This is a genomic window from Nonomuraea sp. NPDC049480 (assembly GCF_044465905.1).
GTDB lineage: Bacteria > Actinomycetota > Actinomycetes > Streptosporangiales > Streptosporangiaceae > Nonomuraea.
In genome coordinates, this window is record NZ_JBITMD010000004.1 from 503,075 (window position 1) to 521,727 (window position 18,653).

19 protein-coding genes are annotated in these 18,653 nt (G+C 71.4%); 8 read left to right on the plus strand and 11 right to left on the minus strand.

What is annotated here, in order from left to right:
- Window positions 1-48 precede the first annotated feature (48 nt).
- Together ACIBX3_RS15485 and ACIBX3_RS15490 are read left to right on the plus strand one after the other, a co-directional pair.
- Window positions 49-411, plus strand: a complete 363-nt coding sequence (locus ACIBX3_RS15485) for a hypothetical protein (RefSeq protein WP_397117198.1) — start codon at window positions 49-51, stop codon at window positions 409-411.
- Window positions 384-581: a hypothetical protein gene (locus ACIBX3_RS15490; RefSeq protein ID WP_397117200.1), complete on the plus strand. Its 198-nt coding sequence runs from the start codon at window positions 384-386 to the stop codon at window positions 579-581. The genes ACIBX3_RS15485 and ACIBX3_RS15490 overlap by 28 nt, the downstream gene beginning before the upstream one ends.
- Before the next feature lie 58 nt (window positions 582-639).
- On the opposite strand, the gene ACIBX3_RS15495 is transcribed toward ACIBX3_RS15490, so the two are convergent.
- The 5 genes from ACIBX3_RS15495 to ACIBX3_RS15515 form a co-directional block, all read right to left on the minus strand.
- Complete coding sequence (locus ACIBX3_RS15495; RefSeq protein WP_397117202.1) at window positions 640-1,443, minus strand: IclR family transcriptional regulator C-terminal domain-containing protein; 804 nt, start codon at window positions 1,441-1,443, stop codon at window positions 640-642.
- A 180-nt stretch (window positions 1,444-1,623) separates the two neighbouring features.
- Window positions 1,624-2,085, minus strand: a complete 462-nt coding sequence (locus tag ACIBX3_RS15500; protein ID WP_397117204.1) for a hypothetical protein — start codon at window positions 2,083-2,085, stop codon at window positions 1,624-1,626.
- A 72-nt stretch (window positions 2,086-2,157) separates the two neighbouring features.
- Window positions 2,158-3,759, minus strand: coding sequence for a GMC oxidoreductase (locus ACIBX3_RS15505; protein WP_397117206.1), 1,602 nt, complete (start codon window positions 3,757-3,759; stop codon window positions 2,158-2,160).
- Window positions 3,760-3,772: 13 nt separating this feature from the next.
- Window positions 3,773-4,276, minus strand: coding sequence for a carboxymuconolactone decarboxylase family protein (locus ACIBX3_RS15510; RefSeq protein ID WP_397117208.1), 504 nt, complete (start codon window positions 4,274-4,276; stop codon window positions 3,773-3,775).
- Entirely contained in the window at window positions 4,273-5,355 is a 1,083-nt protein-coding gene (locus tag ACIBX3_RS15515) for a dihydrodipicolinate reductase (RefSeq protein ID WP_397117210.1), read from the minus strand. Before ACIBX3_RS15515 ends, ACIBX3_RS15510 begins: the two co-directional genes overlap by 4 nt.
- A gap of 210 nt (window positions 5,356-5,565) precedes the next feature.
- Between ACIBX3_RS15515 and ACIBX3_RS15520 the strand changes: the two genes are divergently transcribed.
- Window positions 5,566-7,776 carry a protein kinase gene (locus ACIBX3_RS15520; protein WP_397117212.1) on the plus strand — a complete coding sequence of 737 codons (2,211 nt, stop codon included), beginning with the start codon at window positions 5,566-5,568 and terminating at the stop codon, window positions 7,774-7,776.
- Window positions 7,777-7,836: 60 nt separating this feature from the next.
- Here ACIBX3_RS15520 and ACIBX3_RS15525 read toward each other — a convergent pair whose 3' ends face one another.
- Window positions 7,837-8,439, minus strand: coding sequence for a hypothetical protein (locus ACIBX3_RS15525; RefSeq protein WP_397117214.1), 603 nt, complete (start codon window positions 8,437-8,439; stop codon window positions 7,837-7,839).
- Window positions 8,440-8,632: 193 nt separating this feature from the next.
- Here ACIBX3_RS15525 and ACIBX3_RS15530 point away from each other — a divergent pair, with 193 nt between their 5' ends.
- Complete coding sequence (locus tag ACIBX3_RS15530) at window positions 8,633-9,964, plus strand: MFS transporter (RefSeq protein ID WP_397117216.1); 1,332 nt, start codon at window positions 8,633-8,635, stop codon at window positions 9,962-9,964.
- 132 nt (window positions 9,965-10,096) lie between these two features.
- Entirely contained in the window at window positions 10,097-10,540 is a 444-nt protein-coding gene (locus ACIBX3_RS15535) for an STAS domain-containing protein (protein WP_397117218.1), read from the plus strand.
- Between the two features lie 14 nt (window positions 10,541-10,554).
- On the opposite strand, the gene ACIBX3_RS15540 is transcribed toward ACIBX3_RS15535, so the two are convergent.
- Window positions 10,555-10,833 carry a hypothetical protein gene (locus tag ACIBX3_RS15540; protein ID WP_397117220.1) on the minus strand — a complete coding sequence of 93 codons (279 nt, stop codon included), beginning with the start codon at window positions 10,831-10,833 and terminating at the stop codon, window positions 10,555-10,557.
- A 246-nt stretch (window positions 10,834-11,079) separates the two neighbouring features.
- On the opposite strand from ACIBX3_RS15540, the gene ACIBX3_RS15545 reads away from it, so the two are divergent.
- On the plus strand, window positions 11,080-11,430 hold the full coding sequence (locus ACIBX3_RS15545) for a helix-turn-helix transcriptional regulator (RefSeq protein ID WP_397117222.1): 351 nt from the start codon (window positions 11,080-11,082) through the stop codon (window positions 11,428-11,430).
- 56 nt (window positions 11,431-11,486) lie between these two features.
- Here ACIBX3_RS15545 and ACIBX3_RS15550 read toward each other — a convergent pair whose 3' ends face one another.
- Window positions 11,487-12,608: a 5-methyltetrahydropteroyltriglutamate--homocysteine S-methyltransferase gene (locus ACIBX3_RS15550; RefSeq protein WP_397117224.1), complete on the minus strand. Its 1,122-nt coding sequence runs from the start codon at window positions 12,606-12,608 to the stop codon at window positions 11,487-11,489.
- A gap of 388 nt (window positions 12,609-12,996) precedes the next feature.
- Between ACIBX3_RS15550 and ACIBX3_RS15555 the strand changes: the two genes are divergently transcribed.
- Window positions 12,997-13,767: a SigB/SigF/SigG family RNA polymerase sigma factor gene (locus ACIBX3_RS15555; RefSeq protein ID WP_397117226.1), complete on the plus strand. Its 771-nt coding sequence runs from the start codon at window positions 12,997-12,999 to the stop codon at window positions 13,765-13,767.
- Window positions 13,768-13,776: 9 nt separating this feature from the next.
- On the opposite strand, the gene ACIBX3_RS15560 is transcribed toward ACIBX3_RS15555, so the two are convergent.
- Entirely contained in the window at window positions 13,777-14,568 is a 792-nt protein-coding gene (locus ACIBX3_RS15560) for an SDR family oxidoreductase (protein WP_397117228.1), read from the minus strand.
- Window positions 14,569-14,697: 129 nt separating this feature from the next.
- Here ACIBX3_RS15560 and ACIBX3_RS15565 point away from each other — a divergent pair, with 129 nt between their 5' ends.
- Window positions 14,698-16,350 carry an FAD-binding dehydrogenase gene (locus ACIBX3_RS15565; RefSeq protein ID WP_397117230.1) on the plus strand — a complete coding sequence of 551 codons (1,653 nt, stop codon included), beginning with the start codon at window positions 14,698-14,700 and terminating at the stop codon, window positions 16,348-16,350.
- A 121-nt stretch (window positions 16,351-16,471) separates the two neighbouring features.
- Here the strand turns inward: ACIBX3_RS15565 and ACIBX3_RS15570 are convergent, their stop codons facing one another.
- Complete coding sequence (locus ACIBX3_RS15570; protein ID WP_397117232.1) at window positions 16,472-17,563, minus strand: trypsin-like serine peptidase; 1,092 nt, start codon at window positions 17,561-17,563, stop codon at window positions 16,472-16,474.
- Between the two features lie 128 nt (window positions 17,564-17,691).
- Window positions 17,692-18,609, minus strand: a complete 918-nt coding sequence (locus tag ACIBX3_RS15575) for a LysR family transcriptional regulator (RefSeq protein ID WP_397117234.1) — start codon at window positions 18,607-18,609, stop codon at window positions 17,692-17,694.
- Between the last annotated feature and the right edge of the window lie 44 nt (window positions 18,610-18,653).

The window sequence follows — 18,653 nt, forward strand, 5'->3', positions numbered from 1 at the left end:
CGCCGGGATGGCCCCGGGTGAGCGGCGTGGGGAGGTGGGCGGGGGGGCATGGCGGAGCTGGCCTGCGTGCCCGCCCGCGACCTCGTGGAGCTGCCCACCGGGGCCGACCCGGTGGCCGTCGCCGCGCTGGGGATGTCCGCCGTCGCCGCCCACATGGCGCTGACCTGGCGCGGCGAGCTGGCGGCCGGCGAGCAGGTGCTGGTGCTGGGCGCCGGAGGTGTGGTCGGGCAGGCCGCCGTGCAACTGGCCCGGGTCGCGGGCGCGCCCCGGCCGCCGCGGCCGCCCGCACCCTGCGGCCGTCCGGACGGCTGGTCAACCTGGGGAGCGCGGCGGGCGAGACGTGCCCGCTGGACTCCGCGACCCTGCGCAGCCGGTCGCTCCGGGTGCTCGGCTACACCAACAACGAGCTGACCGGGGAACAGCGTGCCACGGCCATCGGGCGGATCGCGGAACTGGCCACGCTCGGACGGCTCGGCGTCGCCCGGGAGGTGGTGCCTCTCGACGAGATCGCGTCGGCCTGGCACCGCCAATCCACCGGCACCGCCTCCGGCCGTCTCGTCATGACACCCCACCCGGTCTGACGGCGCCGTGTCCGGCGCTCGGCCCCGGTCAACGCATGCGGGGAGGCGCGGCGGCGGGTCAGGACGTCATCGTGACGTGAGGGACCGTTTCGTAGATCGCCCAGTCGGCGCTGATGGCGCTCGCGGTCTTCAGCAGCAGCGGCAGGTGCTCCTCGGCCAGCCGGTCCACCGAGGTCTCCGCCGCGTGCGCGTTGACGTTGACGGCGGCGATCACGTTGCCGAGCCCGTCCCGCAGCGGCGCGGCCACGCTGCGGATGCCCAGGGCGAGCTCCTCGTCCGTCAGCGCCCACCCCTTCGCGCGGACCTCGCGCAGCGCCGCGTCGCGCTCGGCCACGTCCGGCCGCCAGCGCGGCCGCACGCCGGACCGGCTCGGCTCCGCCAGCACCCGGTCCACCTCGTCCGGTGGCAGCGCGGCCAGCAGCACCTTTCCCAGGGACGTCTGCAGGGCCGGGAACCGGGTCCCGATCTGCACCGACAGAGTGACGATCTTGGGGACGGCCACGCGGGCGACGTACACGATGTCGGAGCCGTCGAGCTGGGCGATGGACGACGACTCGTGCGTCTGCGCCACCAGCCGCTCCATGTGCGGCCGGGCCACCTCCCACAATCCCATCGACCGCACGTACGACACCCCCAGCTCCAGCACCCGGGGCGTGAGCGCGTAGCCACCCGGCTCGCTCCTGGCGTAGCCCAGCTCCTGGAGGGTGAGCAGGATGCGGCGGGCCGTCGGCCGGGCCAGGCCGGCCGCGGTCGCCACCTCGGTCAGGGACATGACGGGCCGGCCCGGCCGGAACACCCTGATCACATCGAGGCCGCGGGCCAGCGCCTCGATGAAATCGGGGCCGGTGTCAGCACGTGCCATGGAACGCCTCCCTGCTCGGATCCCGCCGATCCGACTCTAGACCGTGATGGCCTGGTGTCCGCACAGCGGGCGGCCGGGACGGGCACGGCGGTGCCCGCCCCAGCCGCGGATACGAGGGTTCAGCGGGCGGGGGACGTTACGACGACGATTCCTGCGATCGATCAGCGGACGAATGTCCGCTCAAGGCGTCTTGTACTCCACGGGCGGGCCGCAATAGCTGATTCCGATCGGGGAGGTGCTGAAGCGGCACACCCCCACGACCACGCGGTCAATGGCGGTGACCCCCGTCGGATCGGACAGCGCGAAAGAGAACTTGACCAGCTCGTCGTCCGCCTTGTACGTCTCGAACTCGACGATCTTGGTGCCGTTGTAGGCGGTGAAGGTGGCGGTGGAGTACATTCCGTCCCTCCTCTGGCAGGTCGAGGGAAGGGCCTCATCGGCCAGGTAGCCCTCGACCTTGACGGTCGGCCGGACGACCGGCCCCTCCACCCAGTCCAGGGTCCCCTCCGTGACCCCGCGCCGGCAGGAATCCCCCGAGTCGGCGTAGAACTCCACCGCCGCCTGGGCCGCCGCCGCGGGCTGAGCCGTGAACAGGCCGGCGGCGATCATGATCACCAACGCCGGCCAGGCACGTAAACGCATGGGCTTCGACCTTCCTGTGATGGTTGATCTGGCCCCTGCATCGTGAACGCCCGACCCGGGATGTGCCAGCCCTCACAGGTCGGTTGCAATGATTTTCTCGATGTTGCGCTCGGCCAGCGCCGTGATCGTGACGAACGGGTTGACGGTGGTGTTGCCGGGGATCAGCGACCCGTCGATGACGTACAGGCCGGGGTGGCCGGTCAGGCGGCCGTAATTGTCGGTGGCCCTGTTCAGGACCGCGCCGCCGAGCGGGTGGTATGTCAGGTGGTCGCCCCAGACCTTGTAGACGCCGAAGAGGTCGGTACGGTAGATCGTCCCCTCCTTGGCGTTGATCGGGTCGAAGATCGTCTTGGCCATGTCGATGGACGGCTGCTTCCAGGCGGTCTGCCAGTTCAGCTCCACCTTGCCCGCCGCCGCGTTCCAGGTGAACTGGGCGCGGTTCGGGTTCTTGGTGATCGACAGGTAGAACGACGCGTACGTCTCGATCCCGGTCGGCAGCGGCGCGACCTCGGCGAACGCGCCCCCGGCCGCCCAGTTGTCGATGCCGCAGCACGGGATGGACGACTGGAGGCTGCCGGTCGGGTCCCACATGTGGTTGGCGCGGCCGACCATGACGTTGCCGTTGTCGCCCCAGCCCTTGCCGACCTCGCCGTTCAGGTTCGGCAGCGCGCCGGTGGCCCTCAGCCTGACCAGCAGCTTGCTGGTGCCGACGCTGCCCGCGGCGAAGAACACCCGGTCCGCGGTCACGGTCTTGGTCGCCGTGACGTTTCCGGTGGTGTCGATCTGCTCGATGACCACCGCGTACCGGCCGCCGCCCGCCGGGGCGACGGAGGTGACCTTGTGCAGCGGCGAGACGGCGACCCTGCCGGTGGCCCTGGCGCGGGCGAGGTAGGTCTGCTGCAGCGACTTCTTGCCGTGGTTGTTGCCGTAGAGGATCTCCCCGGCCAACGCGGACTTGGGGACGGTGCCGGCCTCCTCTTTCTTCATGTAGTCCCAGTCGTACACGTCCGGCACGAACACGAACGGGAAGCCGGAGCGCTGGGCGTGCTTGCGGCCGACCCGTGCGTACTGGTAGGCGGCGGTGGTCTCGAACCAGGCCGGGTCGATGGAGGCGACGCCGAGCCCGGCGTTGGCGCGCGGGTAGTAGACGTTGTACATCTCGTCGGCGTTCACCGACGGGAGCACGAAGCCGAAGTTCTCGCGCTTGGGCGTGACCGCCATGCCGCCGTTGACCAGCGACCCGCCGCCGACGCCGCGGCCCTGGTAGACCGTGATCCCGGCGAACTCCTCGGCGTCCAGGACGCCGGTGTGGCGCGGGATGTTCCGGTCGATCGGGAAGCCGAGGAAGTAGTTGAGCGGTGCCTTCGTCCGGGTGCGCAGCCAGTACGACCGGTAGTCCGGCTCCCGCGTGTTGCAGAAGATCTTGCCGTCGGAGCCGGGGGTGTCCCAGGCCATGCCCATCTCGACCATGTGGACGTCCACACCCGCCTGGGCCAGGCGCAACGCGGCCACGGCGCCGCCGTACCCGGTGCCGATCACCAGGGCCGGGACGTGCGCCCCGTTCGCGATCGGGGCGGCGGCGTGCGCCGGGGCGGCATGGGCGCCGAGGGCCGCGACGCCCAGGACGGAGCCGGCTCCGGCGATGAAGCCACGCCGAGAGATGGTGTCACTCATGGGTTCCTCGCTCTCATCGACGTTCGCCGGCGGGGGACCGGCCGGCGGGCAGCACGCAGGCCGTGTCCAGGCCCAGTACGCGGTTGAGCCGGCCGAACGCCCACCAGGAGCCGATGCTCATGCTCAGCTCCACGATCTCGGCCTGGTTGTAGTGCGTGGTCATCCGCGCCCAGAACTCCTCGTCGAGACCGTGGTGGTCCAGGGCGTACCGCTCGGCGTACTCGGCGGCCAGGCGGGTGCGCTCGTCGAAGGCGTCCGTGGTGCGCCACTCGGCCACCGCGTCGGCGAAGCCGTCCTCGACCTTCCGCCCGTCTCGCTCGGTACGCCAGCCGAGGCAGAACACGCACCCGTTGAGCTGCGCGATCCGCAGCCGCGCGGCCTCGAACTCGCGCAGGCCCAGCGTCGTGTGGGCGTACACCGCCAGGGAGAACCCCGACGCGGCGGTCCCGATGCCGGGGACCAGTTCGCCCCACACGTACGCGATGGGGTCCTTGCCTTCGGGGATGTCGATGATCACGGGCGGTTCCCTCCTGCGAATCTGCCGGTCGCCGGGCGCAGCGGTACGTCGAGCGCGTCGTACAGTCCTGGCTCCGCCTCCACGAGCCAGTCGATGGCGTTCACCAGCCGGCCCGCCGCGGTGGCGTTCCCGCCCGCGGAGCGGTTGCCGCCCTCGTCCGTCGCCTCGACGGTGACCTCGATGCGCGGACGGCCCTCGATGATCACCCGGTGCGCCCCGTCGCCTTGGAGGGGTGACGGCCAGTCGGGCGCGCAGGACGGGTGGATGCGGGTGACGTGCTCGACGACGATGCGCGGTTCGCCGGCGACTACGCCCTGCACCTCGAAGCGCACCGCGCCCTGCGTGCCGGCCTCGAACGCGCCCATCGACGCCGTGGTCACCGTGGCGTCGAGCGGGCGGCGCTCCACGCTCTCGCGGATCTCGTCGAGCTCGACGCCGAGGGCCCTGGCCATCAGCCGTACCTGGCCGCCCCACACCATGGCGGGAACCGTCGGCGCGATCATCGGCGGCTCGTAGTCCATCGGCTGTCCCATGCCGACGAGGTAGCGGACCGAATCGGGCTGGTCGTACGTGGAGTAGTCGAAGATCTCCTGGCAGCGGATGGCGTCGACGGTGGTGCCGAGGCCGCTGATCAGCAGCGGCAGGACGTCGTTGCCCCAGCCGGGGTCCACCCCTGAGACGAACAGTGAGCCGCCGCCCTCGCCGATCGCGGCCAGCACCCGCTCGCGGAGCTCGGGCGGGGCGTTGCGCTGGTCGTAGAGAGCGTAGAGGGAAGGGGTGACGACCACGGCGCCGGCGCGGATCGCCCGCAGGACGTCGGCCAGCGCGTCGTCGGGGCGGATGTCGCCGGAGGCGGCGTACACGACCGCCCGGGGAGAGCCGGCCAGGACGGCGTCGACGTCGGTGGTCGCCGCTATGCCCACCTCGTGGCCGAGCCCGCTCAGGTCACCGGCGTCGCGTCCGGCCTTGCCCTGGTCGTGGACCAGGACGGCCGTCAGTTTCAGCGCCGGATGGGCCTCGACGGCCCGGATGGCCGCCCGGCCGACGTTGCCGGTACCCCAGATCACCGTGGACACCATGGGCGGAGCGTAGCAAGCGCTTGGTTCGGTGCCTAGGGCCGATCACAGGTTCTTCGGCCGTGTTGTGATGTCCCTCGCGGAGCGGACGCCCGACGCCCTTCCGACCTGGGGCGCCGGACGAAAAGTCGCGGATCATCGAACCGGTGGCCTCCCGCGGACGTCTTCATTGAACGGGCTCTCTACATCGGAGTGAAGGGCGGCCACACGAACATGATCGGTCCGGATACGGCGCTGGCGGGCCGGTATCGCCTGTTGTCACGGCTCGGCAGCGGCGGGCACGGCGAGGTGTGGCGCGCCCGGGACACGCTGCTCGACCGGGTGGTCGCGGTCAAGACGGTACGGGCGGGGCTGGACACCGATCCCGAGTTCGCGGCCCGCTTCCACGCCGAGGCCCGGTCGATGGCCACCGTGGACCATCCCGGCGTGGTGGCCGTGTTCGACTACGGGATCGCGGAGATGCCCGGCAGGCGCACACCGTACCTGGTGATGCAGTACCTCGACGGGGAGCCGCTCCACCTGCTGCTGTCCCGCCGGGGACGGGTCGCCTCCGGTCCGACGATGGACCTGGTCGCGCAGGCCGCCGACGCGCTCCAGGCCGCGCACGAGGCCGGGGTCGTGCACCGGGACGTCAAACCCGGCAACCTCATGATCCGGCCCGACGGGACTGTCGTGCTGACCGACTTCGGCATCGCCAGGACCGCCGAGGGACTGGGGTTGACCGCCTCGGGCATCGTGCTCGGCACCGCCACCTACTGCGCACCCGAACAGGCCGAGGGTGCCGCGGCCAGCCCGGCGATGGACGTGTACGCGCTGGGGGCGGTCGCGTACGAGTGCCTGGCGGGGCGGACGCCCTTCGACGGCGAGAACGCGGTGGCGATCGCGCTCAAACACCTGCACGAGATGCCTCCGCCGCTGCCCGGCGACGTGCCGCGGGCGGTCGGCGAGGTCGTCATGCGTGCCCTGGCCAAGGACCCGGCTTCCCGCTGGCCGACCGCCGCCGCGTTCGCCACGGCGGCCCGGGCCCTCGCGGGGGACCCGGATGAGGGGCGTCCCTTGGCGGACGGGCAGGCAGCGGCGGCGGCCGGCGGCTCCGGGGGCGGGGCTTCGCCCGCGGGCGGAGGAGCGGCGTCCACCTCACGAGGTGCAGCGTCCGGCGCCGGCGCCAGGATCACGCCTCCCCAAGCCAGGGCCGCTGAGCGGGGCAGGGCGCCTGAAGGCGAGCCGGGCATCGGACCGGGCGGGGTTCCGGTCGGCGGGCCGGGCCAGGATCGTGCCGGAAGGCCGAGCCGTGCGGAAGGGGCCCGCCGCGGGGGAGGGCCGGGCCGCGGGGGAGGGCCGGGCCGGCTTCGGGCGGTGGCCGTGGGAGGCGGGCTCGCCGCCGTGGTGATCGCCACCGCGGCGGCGTCCTGGACCTTGATGCGGAACGACGCGGCCCCCTCCTCGACGTTCCAGGCCCGCATCGGCGAACCGACGCCGTCCCCCACGACGGAACCCTCACTGGACCCCATGACTCACACCAAGGACAGCAAGGTCCGCGACACGCCCACGCCCCCGGAACCCTCGGCCGCCCCCGAGAAATCCACGGCTCCGGACACGACCAAGGCCCCCCGGACGCCCGCGAAATCATCAGAACCATCCCCGCCCCCGGGCCTGCTCGTCGGCGGCATCATCCACCTCGGCGGCCCCTCTCCCGGACTGTCCGCCGCGGACGGCTACCAGCCAGGCCTCGTCGAGGTCTACACCGACAAGGGCCGGCGGGTGGCCGGCCGGAGCGTGGACCGGCGCGGGTTCCGCTTCTCGCTGCCCCAGGGCGGTTACCGCGTCCAGACCGCGATGGGCGACGCCACGTGCGCGACGAAGGCCCAGGTCAAGCCGGACATGACCACCCGCGCGGACCTGAAGTGCTCCATCCCCGCGCCCGCGTCGAACCCGGTCTTCCAGACCGCGGCCATCAAGGACGCACGCGGAGACGTCAAGAACCAGGCGGCCGTGGGGGCGGCGCCGCCGTACGCCGACCTCCTCGCCGCCGCCACGAAGGCCGGCAAGGAAGGGGTGACCATCGACTTCACCACCGCCGGCGCCATCCCCGCGGCAGTGCCCTCGGAGGGGAACAGCCGCCGCCACTGGGCCGTCTCCGTCGAGCAGGGAGGCAAGACGGCGATCCTGTCGATCACCGGCGCGAAGGGCGCGTGGACCACCCGGTGGGCGGCGAAAGACGGCAAGACCGGCCTGCCGTCGGTGACCGACCAGGCGACGCCGGCGGCCAAGCCCGTGATCTCCGGCGCCCGGATCTCCGCCGCCCTCGGCCGGAGCGCGCCGCTGAAGACGGCCCCGATCGACTTCACCAAGCCCTACCGGATCGTGGCCGCCGAGTCGAACATGGTCGATGTGCTCCGAGGCTGGACGGACACCGCCCCCTGACCACCCGGCGCGGGAAGCGGCACGAGCCGGTGGTGTCGGGCCGGCCAGGTGAGGACGGGGCTACGACGTCGGCGACGGGCTCGGTGACGCGGTGCCCGTAGGCGTGGTGGCCGGGGACGGGGACGGCGGCGTGGTGGCGGGCGTCGGGCTCGGGGGCGCGGTGCCCGGGCCCGTGGGGGAGGGCGATCCCGCCGGCGAAGGGGTGAGGTGCGAGAACTGGCCCGTTCGCTCCTTGATCGGCACGTTCAGGCGTACGGGCTCGGCGCCGCTGAAGGCGAAGGTCATCGGCACGGTGGTGCCCCGTGCCCGTACCCCGGTGACCGTGGCGATGGGCTTCTCGCCGGCGCCGACGGGCTGGTTGGGTGGCACGGTGATGGGGCCGGGGAGCTGCACCGACCCACCCCCGTCGACGGTGATCCGCTCGAGCCGCGCCGGCTGGCGGCCGTCGTTGATCAGCACCGCGTACAGGACCTGCTGCGGAGCGGGCGAGGCCGGGTCCGTGCCGCCCAGCAGGAAGGCGTTGCGAATGTGCAGGACGCCTCCGACATCGGCGTTGGCGCCTTCGTTCTGCGGCGCGTCCTGCGCGGTGTCGATTCCCACGTTCGCGCACCCGGCGGCGGCCGCCAGGGCCACGGCGATCACGGCAGAGGCGATGGGACGCATCGCTTCGCCCTCCTCTCGGCACCCCTCGTTGTCCCGGAGCTACCCCTGGACATCACCCTGAACCCAGCCCACGCGGAAGCCGCGACGGGACCGGCCGGACGGACATTCCATTTCGCGCGAAATCTGTCAGGTGACCGTCACCACTCCTTCATGTAGCGTCACGGGAAAGCGGGACCTGCCGGAGGAGCGGTAGATGGTTGAGGAGCAGGCGCTCGACGCCACAGGTCAGCAGAAGAGACGGCAGCTGGTCCGGGCGGTGATCGCCTCGGCCGTGGGCACCTCGATCGAATGGTACGACTTCTTCCTCTACGGCTTCGCCGCCAGCACCATCTTCGCGGAGCTGTTCTTCCCGACGAGCGAGCCGACCACGGGCCTCCTGCTGGCCCTCGGCACGTATTTCGGCGGCTTCGCCGCCCGCCCGATCGGCGCGGCGATCTTCGGCCACTACGGTGACCGCATCGGCCGCAAGGCCACCCTGATCATCACGCTCCTGACCATGGGCATCGCCACGGCCCTGGTGGGCCTGGTGCCGACGTACGAACAGATCGGCATCTGGGGCGGCATCCTGCTCACCCTGCTGCGCCTGCTCCAGGGCATCAGCGTCGGCGGCGAATGGGGCGGTTCCGTCCTGCTCGCCACCGAGTGGGGCAAGTCGCGTGGCGGACGGCGCGGCTTCCTCGGCAGCTGGCCGCAGTTCGGCGTCCCCGTCGGCCTGGTGCTGGGCTACCTGGCGCTGCAGGTGTTCCAGCCGGTCGACCCCTACTGGGGCTGGCGCATCCCGTTCCTGCTCAGCATCGTGATGGCCGCGGTCGGCCTCTACATCAGGCTCGGCATCCTGGAGACGCCGGTCTTCACCAAGGTGCTCCTGGAGAACAAGGTCGAGCGCGTCCCCGTGCGCGAGGTCATCGTCAGGAACTGGCGCGAGATCGTGCTGAGCGCGCTGCTGCGCACCGGCCAGCAGGCGCCTTTCTACGTCTTCACCGTCTTCATCCTGACGTACGCCACCAAGACGCTGGGGTTCGAGGCCAGCCAGGTCTACACGTACGTCATCATCGCGGGCGTCGTCTCGCTCTTCACCGTGCCGTTCTGGGGCTACATCTCCGACATCGTGGGCCGCAGACGCCTGTACATCGTGGGCGCCGCCGCGATGGTCGTCTGGTCCTTCGTCTACTGGCCCCTGCTGGACACCCGCGTCCCGTCGCTGGTCCTGCTGGCCATCGTGCTGGCCGCGCCGATCCACGACATCCAGTACGGCCCGCAGGCCACGTTCATCGCCGAGAGCTTCACCGGGCGGCTGCGCTACAGCGGGGCCTCGCTGGGGTACCAGCTGGCCTCGGTCACGGCGGGCGGTCCCGCGCCGTTGATCGCCGTCTGGCTGTACGCCACGTACCAGAGCTCGTTCGCCATCGCCGTCTACATGGCGATATGCGCGGTGATCAGCGTGGTGGCGGCGTTCGCACTGAAGGACCGTTCGCAGCACGACTACGCGATCGAGTACGACGAGCCGCAACAGCCGCCCGGCTGAACTGCTCGTGCAGGACCGGCTGCACAAAGGAAGACTTTCTACAGAAAAGTTATTCCGGTATTCTTCATCTTAAGTTACCTTGAACTTACCGGACCTAGACCCGGTCCTTCCGTTGTGGGCAGGGAGGCTGTGATGTCGGATGCTCCGCACCCCATCCGGGCGCACGTCGCTTTCGGTTCGCGGCGTCCTAAGGGCCGGCGGGGCGGGAAGGCGCAAGGGCAGACGGAGGCGACAGGCGTTGGCGACCCCGCGGTCGCCATCGAGCAACTGCTGTACGCCGACCACCTCGTACGCGTCACCTGCACCGTGCGGCCGGGCCCCTCGCTGATCCGGGTCACCGGCGAGATCGACAGCACCAACAGCACCGAGCTGCTGGGCACGCTGGAGCAGGCCCGGAGGATCGACCGCGACCTCGTCGTCGACATCGGGCGGGTCTCCTTCACCGACGTCACGGGGATCCGGGCGCTGGCCGCGTTCGCCGGGAAGGGCGGTGCCCGCATACGGAACACCCCGCGCCAGATGCGCCGGCTGATGCGGCTCATGCAGGTGCCGCCGTTCGAAAGGCCGGGGGGCTGAGCAGGCGTGTCTCCTTACTCGGCCGGGCGACGGTGCTCGCCGACCAGGTGGCCGTTGTGCCGGATCCGGGCCACGTCGTACGGGTGCGTGGAACGGGTGACGAACGACTCGGCGATGCTGTCGGCGTGCACCCGATCGACGCCCCAGCCGATCGTGTGCCAGCGCCCCTGCCCCTCCTCGCCGGTGGAGTCGAGCACGGCGATCTCGAAGAGCTGGGCGGCTGGAGCAGGGGTGCAGGAGACATGCCCGGTGCCCGCACCGGTTCGCCGGCTGTCGATACCCGTTCGTTCCATGTGGATCTCCCTTCGGCCCTGACGATGTCGTCCGACGTCGATGTCCGCACGATTCCGGACAAGGTCATACCCGGCTTCGGGCACCAAAACATCCGCGCCGGCCCGTATCCCGCCCCAGTGACGCAGGAACATTCATCCGCGAGGCAGATGCCAGAAGAAGACTTCGCTATAGGATTCTTCGGGAAAGAGCCTCATGTCTCGATGGGAGGGCTGAGGCCTTGCCTGAGGCCAGAAGCGTGAGATCCGATGACCACCTATGACGATCGTCCTTCCTCCTCCTGGACCTTTCTCACTCACCATGCCAGGGTCCTGCTGGAGATCGCCCGTGATCCCGAGGCGCGGCTGCGCGACATCGCCGCCAGCATCGGCATCACCGAGCGCGCCGTCCAGGGCATCGTGTCGGACCTGCACGAGGCGGGCTACCTGACACGCGAGCGGGTGGGGCGGCGCAACCGCTACAGCCTCAACCTCGATCAGAGCTTCCGCTACCCGACCGAGGCCAACCTGCCCGTCCGCATGCTGATCGACCTGTTCACCCAGCACGACCTCTGGCGCGCACGTCCTGCCGGCCCGTCCCGGGAGACGAGTTCGCACTGAGCCCGGGGAGCGAGAATCCCGGCACGGACCTCAGCCGGCTCCGTCCGCTCCTGGTCTCAGCCCCAGACTTTCTGGGCGGTGTCCACGACCAGCTCCAGCTTGCGCCGCTCCTCGTCGACGGTGAGCAGGTTCCCCCTGGCCGTGGAGGCGAAGCCGCACTGCGGGCTGATCGCGAGGTTCTCCAGCGGCACGTACGCCGCCGCCTCGTCGATCCGGCGGCGCAGGTCGTCCTGGGACTCCAGCGTCGGGGTCTTCGACGAGATCAGCCCCAGGACGACGGTGGTGCCCTCGGGGACGAAGCGCAGCGGCTCGAACCCGCCCGCCCGGTCGGTGTCGTACTCGAGCAGGAACCGGTCCACCGGGACCTCCCCGAACAGCCGCTCGGCGACCGGCTCATAGCCGCCCTTGGACATCCACGCGCTGCGGTTGTTGCCCCTGCAGATATGCATCCCGACCGTGACCTCGGGGTTCATGGCCTTGGTCGCGCGCACCAGCTCGGTGTCGATCGCCACCGTCGCGTTGAGCACGTCCTCCGGGCTCGGCCCGGCGGGCCCGAACATGCGGGCGCGGAAGTCCGGGTCGATGACGAAGTTGTAGCTGAGCGAGTCGAGCTGGATCCAGTTCACCCCGCGGTCCAGCAGGCCCTCGATCTCCTTGATCCGTAACGCGACCAGGTCGCGCATCATGTCGGCGGGCGTGGGGTAGGCGGGCCGGCTGATGTCCGGCCGCCACAGGAGGTTGCCCATCGAGGAGCTCATCATCGTGATCTTGAACTGGCCGGGCGCGTGGCGGGACATGAAGTCGGCCTCGACCGCGGTGAGGTGCGCCTTCTGAGTGATCTTGTCCTTGGCCGCCACCATCCGGAACGCGGTCTCCTCGGGCGCCGGCATCGTGCCGTCGTCCCGGAACCACGCCGACGTGGGCGGCTCCACGGGCACCACACCGCCCAGCGACTCCAGCAGCCCGGCCATCCACGTGGCCCGCCGCATCTCGCCGTCGGTGAAGACCTCGATCCCGGCCTCGCGCTGAAGCTCGATCGCGGCCAGCGCCGCGTCGTCCTCCAGCTTCGCCAGCTGCTCGCCGGTAAGCTCGCCCCGGTCGTGCGCCTCCCTGGCCTGCAGCAGCTCGGGCGGCCGCAGAAGGCTCCCGACATGCTCGGCGTGGTGGGTCGCGGGCATACTTCCTCCTCGGTGTCAGGGGCGCGGGAGACCGGTGGGCCCGCGCCGGCTGTGAGGTGAGAGTCCACCAGCCACTCTCCGCCGACGAGGGAGGGCCGTCCACCCCGCGAAGCGGAAATCGAGGAAACCGGCCCGGTGGTTCGCGCCGAGGCGCCGCCGTACGGCGAATCCGCGCTATCGGGCCCCCGGTTTGCCGATCGTGCCCGGTCGCGTGCGGACGTGCGGACGTGATCTTTTTGTGACATAATATGGTGGTAAGTCGGGGTTGATGGGGAATTACCGACTCCGAAGTCCAGCAGAGGGCTTCGACTCACGCGAAAACGTGGTGTGCCTCTGCCTGGACTTTTCCATGTGCAGGGGCGCCTGAGACTTACTCTCGGAGTATGAGATGGCAGTCCTGGAGATCGCACTCGAGGAAATGACCGCCGAGCAGCTCCTGGCCGAGATGAACCGGCCGGAGACGAGCGAGCTGCAGCGGGTCCGCATCCGCGAGCGCCTGGTGGACATGTACGCCGGCCTGGTGAACGAGATCACCCGCCGCTACTACTACCGTGGCGAACCCATGGAGGACCTGCGCCAGGCGGCGTACGTCGGCCTGATGAAGGCCATCAACGGATTCGACCCGGACCTCGGTCACGAGTTCCGCGGCTACGCGATGATCACGATGGTGGGTGAGGTCAAGCGGCACTTCCGCGACCGGACCTGGGCCATCAGGGTGCCGCGCGTGTACCAGGAGCGCCGGCTGGAGCTCAACAAGATCACCGCCGAGCTCACGCAGACCCTCGGCCACTCGCCGACCGTCGCGGAGCTGGCCGAGAGGATGGGCATCTCGCAGGAGGACGTGCTGCTCACGCTCGACGCGTCGTCCGCGTACAACACGCTGTCGCTGGACGCGCCGGTCGGCGGCGAGGAGGACGCGGCCGACCTGGGCGATTTCCTGCCCGCGCAGGACGACTCGCTGGACGACATGCTGGGCAGGTACGCGATCAAGCCGCTCATCGACGCGCTCCCGGACCGGGAGCGGAAAATCCTCCTCATGCGTTTCTACGGCAACATGACCCAGTCCGAGATCGCCGCCGAGTTCGGCATCTCGCAGATGCACGTCTCCCGCATCCTCCGCGCCGTGCTCGCCAAGCTCCGGGCGGCCTTGCAGGACTGACCGGGGGCGTCAGCCGCTGCGCCACTCGCCCGAGCCGAGCGCCCCCGCGGCCTGCGGCCCCATCAGCCCCAGGGCGCCGTCGACGAACACCGTCGCGCCCGTGACGTACGAGGCGGTGGGACCGGCGAGGAAGGCCACGACCGCGGCGACCTCCCGGGCGTCGCCCGGCCGGGGGATGGGATAGCCCGGCCGGCTGCCGGTCTGCGGCGGCACGTCCTCCTGGCCGGTCATCGGGGTGGCGATCTCGCCGGGCGCCACGGTGTTCACGGTGATGCCGTGCTCGGCCAGCTCCAGCGCCAGGACGCGGCTGAGCATGCGCAGCCCGCCCTTGGCCGCGCAGTACGGCCCCGCTCCCACCCGCGGATACTCCTCGTGCACGCTGGTCACGTTGACGATGCGGCCGCCCCGGCCGACCGCGACCATGCGCCTGGCGGCTCGCTGGGCGCACAGGAACGCGCCGTCGAGATCCACCGCCAGCACCGATCGCCACCGTTCGTAGCCCATCTCCAGCAGCGGCTCGGCGGTGCCGGTACCGGCGTTGTTGACCAGCACGCCTATCCCGCCCAGCTCCTCGGCCAGCTCGTCCACGACGGCCGCGGCCCGTTCAGGATCGGTCAGGTCGTGCCGGCGCACCGCCGGGGCCTTGCCGAGTCCGCGGACCAGCCCGGCCGTCTCCTCCGCGCCGTCGCGGTCACTGTGGTACGTGATGCCGACGTCGAACCCCTGCTCCGCCAGGGCCACGGCGGTGGCTTTGCCGATGCCCGAGTCGGCCCCGGTGACGATCGCGACCTGGTCGTACACGTCGCGTCACCCCCTCCCGGGCCCCGCTACCCGGCACGCCACCCATCACACGCCTGTCCACGAGTCCATGTGCGTCGCGCGGTAGTCTCCCGTTCATCGCGAAGCACTGACGGACGGGATCACCGCTGTATGAACGCTGACGTCATCGTCGTCGGAGCCGGCCTGGCCGGGCTGGTGGCGACCTGTGAGCTCGTCGCCAAGGGCAAGAAGGTCGCCCTGGTCGACCAGGAGAGCGCCGCCAACCTCGGCGGTCAGGCGCACTGGTCCTTCGGCGGCCTGTTCCTGGTGAACACGCCGGAGCAGCGGCGGCTGGGCGTGCGCGACTCCGTCGAACTGGCCTGGAGCGACTGGCAGGGCAGTGCCCAGTTCGACCGGCTCGACGACGAGGACTCCTGGGCCGTGCGCTGGGCGCGGGCGTACGTCGAGTTCGCCGCGGGGGAGAAGCGTGCCTGGCTGGACCGCCTCGGCGTCAAGCTGCTGCCCACCGTCGGCTGGGCGGAGCGCGGCGGCCTGCGCGCCGACGGGCACGGCAACTCCGTGCCGCGTTTCCACGTCGCCTGGGGCACCGGCCCCGGCGTGCTCGAGCCGTTCGTGGCCCGCGTCCGGGGGGCCGCCGCCGAGGGGCTGGTCGCCTTCCACCACCGCCACCAGGTGGACGAGCTGATCGTGTCCGGTGGCGCCGTCCAGGGGGTGCGCGGCACGTTGCTGGCCGAGGACGGCTCGCCGCGCGGTGTCACGTCCAACCGCGACCGGGTCGGCGACTTCGAGCTCACCGCCCCGGCGGTGATCATCACGAGCGGCGGGATCGGCGGCAACCACGACCTGGTGCGCCGCTACTGGCCGGAGCGGCTGGGCCCCGCGCCGGAGAGCATGCTCACCGGCGTGCCCGCCCACGTCGACGGACGCATGCTGGAGATCGGCGCCGGGGCCGGGGCGCGGCTGGTCAACCGCGACCGCATGTGGCACTACACCGAGGGCGTGCGCAACTGGGACCCGATCTGGCCCGGACACGGCATCCGGATCCTGCCCGGGCCCTCCTCCCTGTGGTTCGACGCGCTCGGCCGGCGGCTGCCCGACCCCTGCCTGCCGGGCTACGACACGACGGCCACGCTGCGGCACCTGCGCGGCACCGGGCACGACCACTCCTGGTTCGTGCTCACCCAGAAGATCATCGAAAAGGAGTTCGCGCTGTCGGGCTCTGAGCAGAACCCCGACATCACGGCGAAGGACCGCCGGGCCTTCTTCCGCGAGCGCCTGGTCGGCAAGGGCGCGCCCGGCCCGGTGGAGGCCTTCAAGCGGCACGGCGCCGACTTCGTCGTCGCCCCGACGCTGGAGGAGCTGGTGGCCGGGATGAACAAGCTGACCCCGGAGCCGCTGCTAGACCCCGCGCTCATCCGCCGCCAGGTCGTGGCGCGCGACCTCCAGCTGGCCAATCCCTACAGCAAGGACGCCCAGATCCAGGGCATCCGCAACGCCCGCCGCTACGTCGGCGACCGGCTGGGCCGCGTCGCCACGCCGCACCGGATCCTCGACCCGGCCGCCGGGCCGCTGGTCGGCGTCATGCTGCACGTCCTGACCCGCAAGACGCTCGGCGGCATCCAGACCGACCTGGACTCGCGCGCCCTGGACCTGGCAGGCCGTCCGATCGAGGGGCTGTTCGCGGCGGGGGAGGTGGCCGGGTTCGGCGGCGGAGGGGTGCACGGCTACAACGCGCTCGAGGGCACGTTCCTCGGGGGCTGCCTGTTCTCCGGCCGCCAGGCCGGCCGCGCCGCCGCCCGGTGAGTCATTCCTCCGCGGGCATGGCCGGGGCGGGGCATGCCGGCTCGGCACCTGCCCGGAGCGTGCGCGCCTGCGGTGGGCGGCGGCCTCGACCGGGCACGCGCGGCCGCCGCCGGGCAGCGGCTCAGAGCGCGTTGGTGTTCTGCGCGGCCTGGTAGACGGCCATCGCCTCGTTCCCGAAGAAGGGACCGAACATGAAGTCGGGGGCGAAGTTGTACTTGAAGCTGTTGACGGAGTTCAGCCAGCCCTGCCCGGTCGACTCGTCGAAGGCCTGGAACCACGGGCCGCCGCTCGACCCGCCGGTCATGTTGCAGCGCAGCCCGAGATCCCTGGTCTGGACGGTGTCGTCGAACGCGCGCCCGCTGCAGTAGATCAATCTCGACCCGTCGAACGGTTCCGCCGCCGGATAGCCGAAGGAGAACATCTGCCGCCGCCTGGCCTGGTTGAACGCCACCCCCTGGCCGCCCACGACGTCGGTCAGCGACCGCCCCTGCAGAGGCGCCACCACGGCCGCGGCGACGTCGAAGTTGATGTCCTCTCGAGCGTTCCACTGCTGGGTCGTGAGCAGCCTGGTGGCCACCCAGGTGCCGAACGGGCGGCGGCCGCGGTCGAACCCGGGGACGAACACCCAGTTCCGGTGTGCGGCCCCGTTCAGCCGCACGCAGTGCCCGGCGGTCATCACGACGCTCTCGTTGGCGCTGGTCACGGCCGTCCCCGAGCACGAGGACGCGCGCCCGTCCGCCGTGGTGAAGAACACCCTGCCGACCGTGCGCACGACCGCGCCGCCGTCGGTCCACCGCAGGCCGGGGCTGTTGGGCACCAGGGACCGCTGCTGCTGCTGCGAGTCCGTGGCCGAAACGGGCCGCACCGAATACGGGGTGTCCTGCGTGGTCTTCATGGACGCCCCGCCGAACGACCACGAGCTTCGGCGGGTCGCGCTGCTGCGGGTCGCCCACGGGTCGCCCACGGAGGGACCACTCGACTGGCCGGCGCGTCGCGGGGCGGGCGCTGACAAAGGCTGCGCCGCCAGCATGCGCTGCGACGTCCAGTACCCCGTCACAGTCTTGCGCTCCTGCCAGGAGTCCGCGCCGGACCAGCTGACGGGCCTGGGGTGGTCGAGGCCGGTCGAGGCACTGGCCTGGGCTGCGCCCGCGGGGACCAGGGCGCCCGCCACGGTGAGCGCGGCGGCGGAGAGCAGGGCGACTCTGCGGTGCATACGTACCTCCCGAAACCGGATGCTTGCGGGATGAGGTACGTACGGAGCCGCGAATCTTCCTCAAATCATGCACATATGGATATGGGACGATCGGCGGCCGGCCTCCGCGGGCCCCGGTCCTTCTCCGGCTATGGGGCGAGTGCCGCCGTGCGGAGCGCCTGGGCGAGGCGGGCCGCCGGCTCCGGCAGCGGGCCGGGCAGCCTGGCCAGCAGGAGCCGCCGCTGCTCCCGCGGCCCGCCCCGTACCGGGAGGACGCGTACGCCGGGCGGCACGGCGGCGGCGACCGCGACGGGGACGGTGGTCAGGCCGCAGCCGGCGGCGACGAGGTTGAGTTTGGCCAGCCAGTCGCGGGCCACGTGGGCGATCTCGGGGCGCTCGTCCAGGCCTGGCCAGACGACCAACGTGACGCTGTCGCCGGCCGGGGCGGGCGGGCCGGCGATCCAGCGCTGTCCGTGCAGGTCGGCGACATCGATGTAATCGCCGCGCGCGAGAGTGTGGGAGGCCGGTACGGCCACGCGGAGGCTGCGTTCGCTGAGGAGCTGCAGCTCCAATAGCGGCGCCTCGGTGTCGAGCGGTCGGTACGGCGGGATCCAGGCCAGGAGCGCGAGGTCCAGCGTGCCGGCACGCAGGGCGCGGACCAGCGCCGCCGTGCTGCCCTCCCGGCTGTTGACGGTGATCGCGGGGTGCGTCTGCCGCAGGACGGCCAGGGCTCGGGGCAGTACGACGGCGCCCGCGCTGGCGAACCAGCCGAGACGGACCGTGCTCGGTTCGCCGGGCAGGCCGGCCAGCTCGCGCGACCCGGCGTCGACCTGATCGACCACGGCGGCCGCGCGGCGCAGCACGACGCGTCCCGCGGCCGTCAGGCGGACGCCGTCGTGGCGGCGCTCCAGGAGAGGCGCGCCCGCGGCGCGTTCGAGCGAGGCGATCTGCCGGGAGACGGCGGACTGCGTGTAGCCGAGGGCGGTCGCCGCCGCGGTGAGCGTGCCGCGCTCGGCCACTTCGCGGAAGACCCGCAGCGCGGTGAGGGAGGCGTCGGTGAGGGCCATGACAGTTACGCATACCACGCTTGATGAACTTTCGCTGGTCGCAT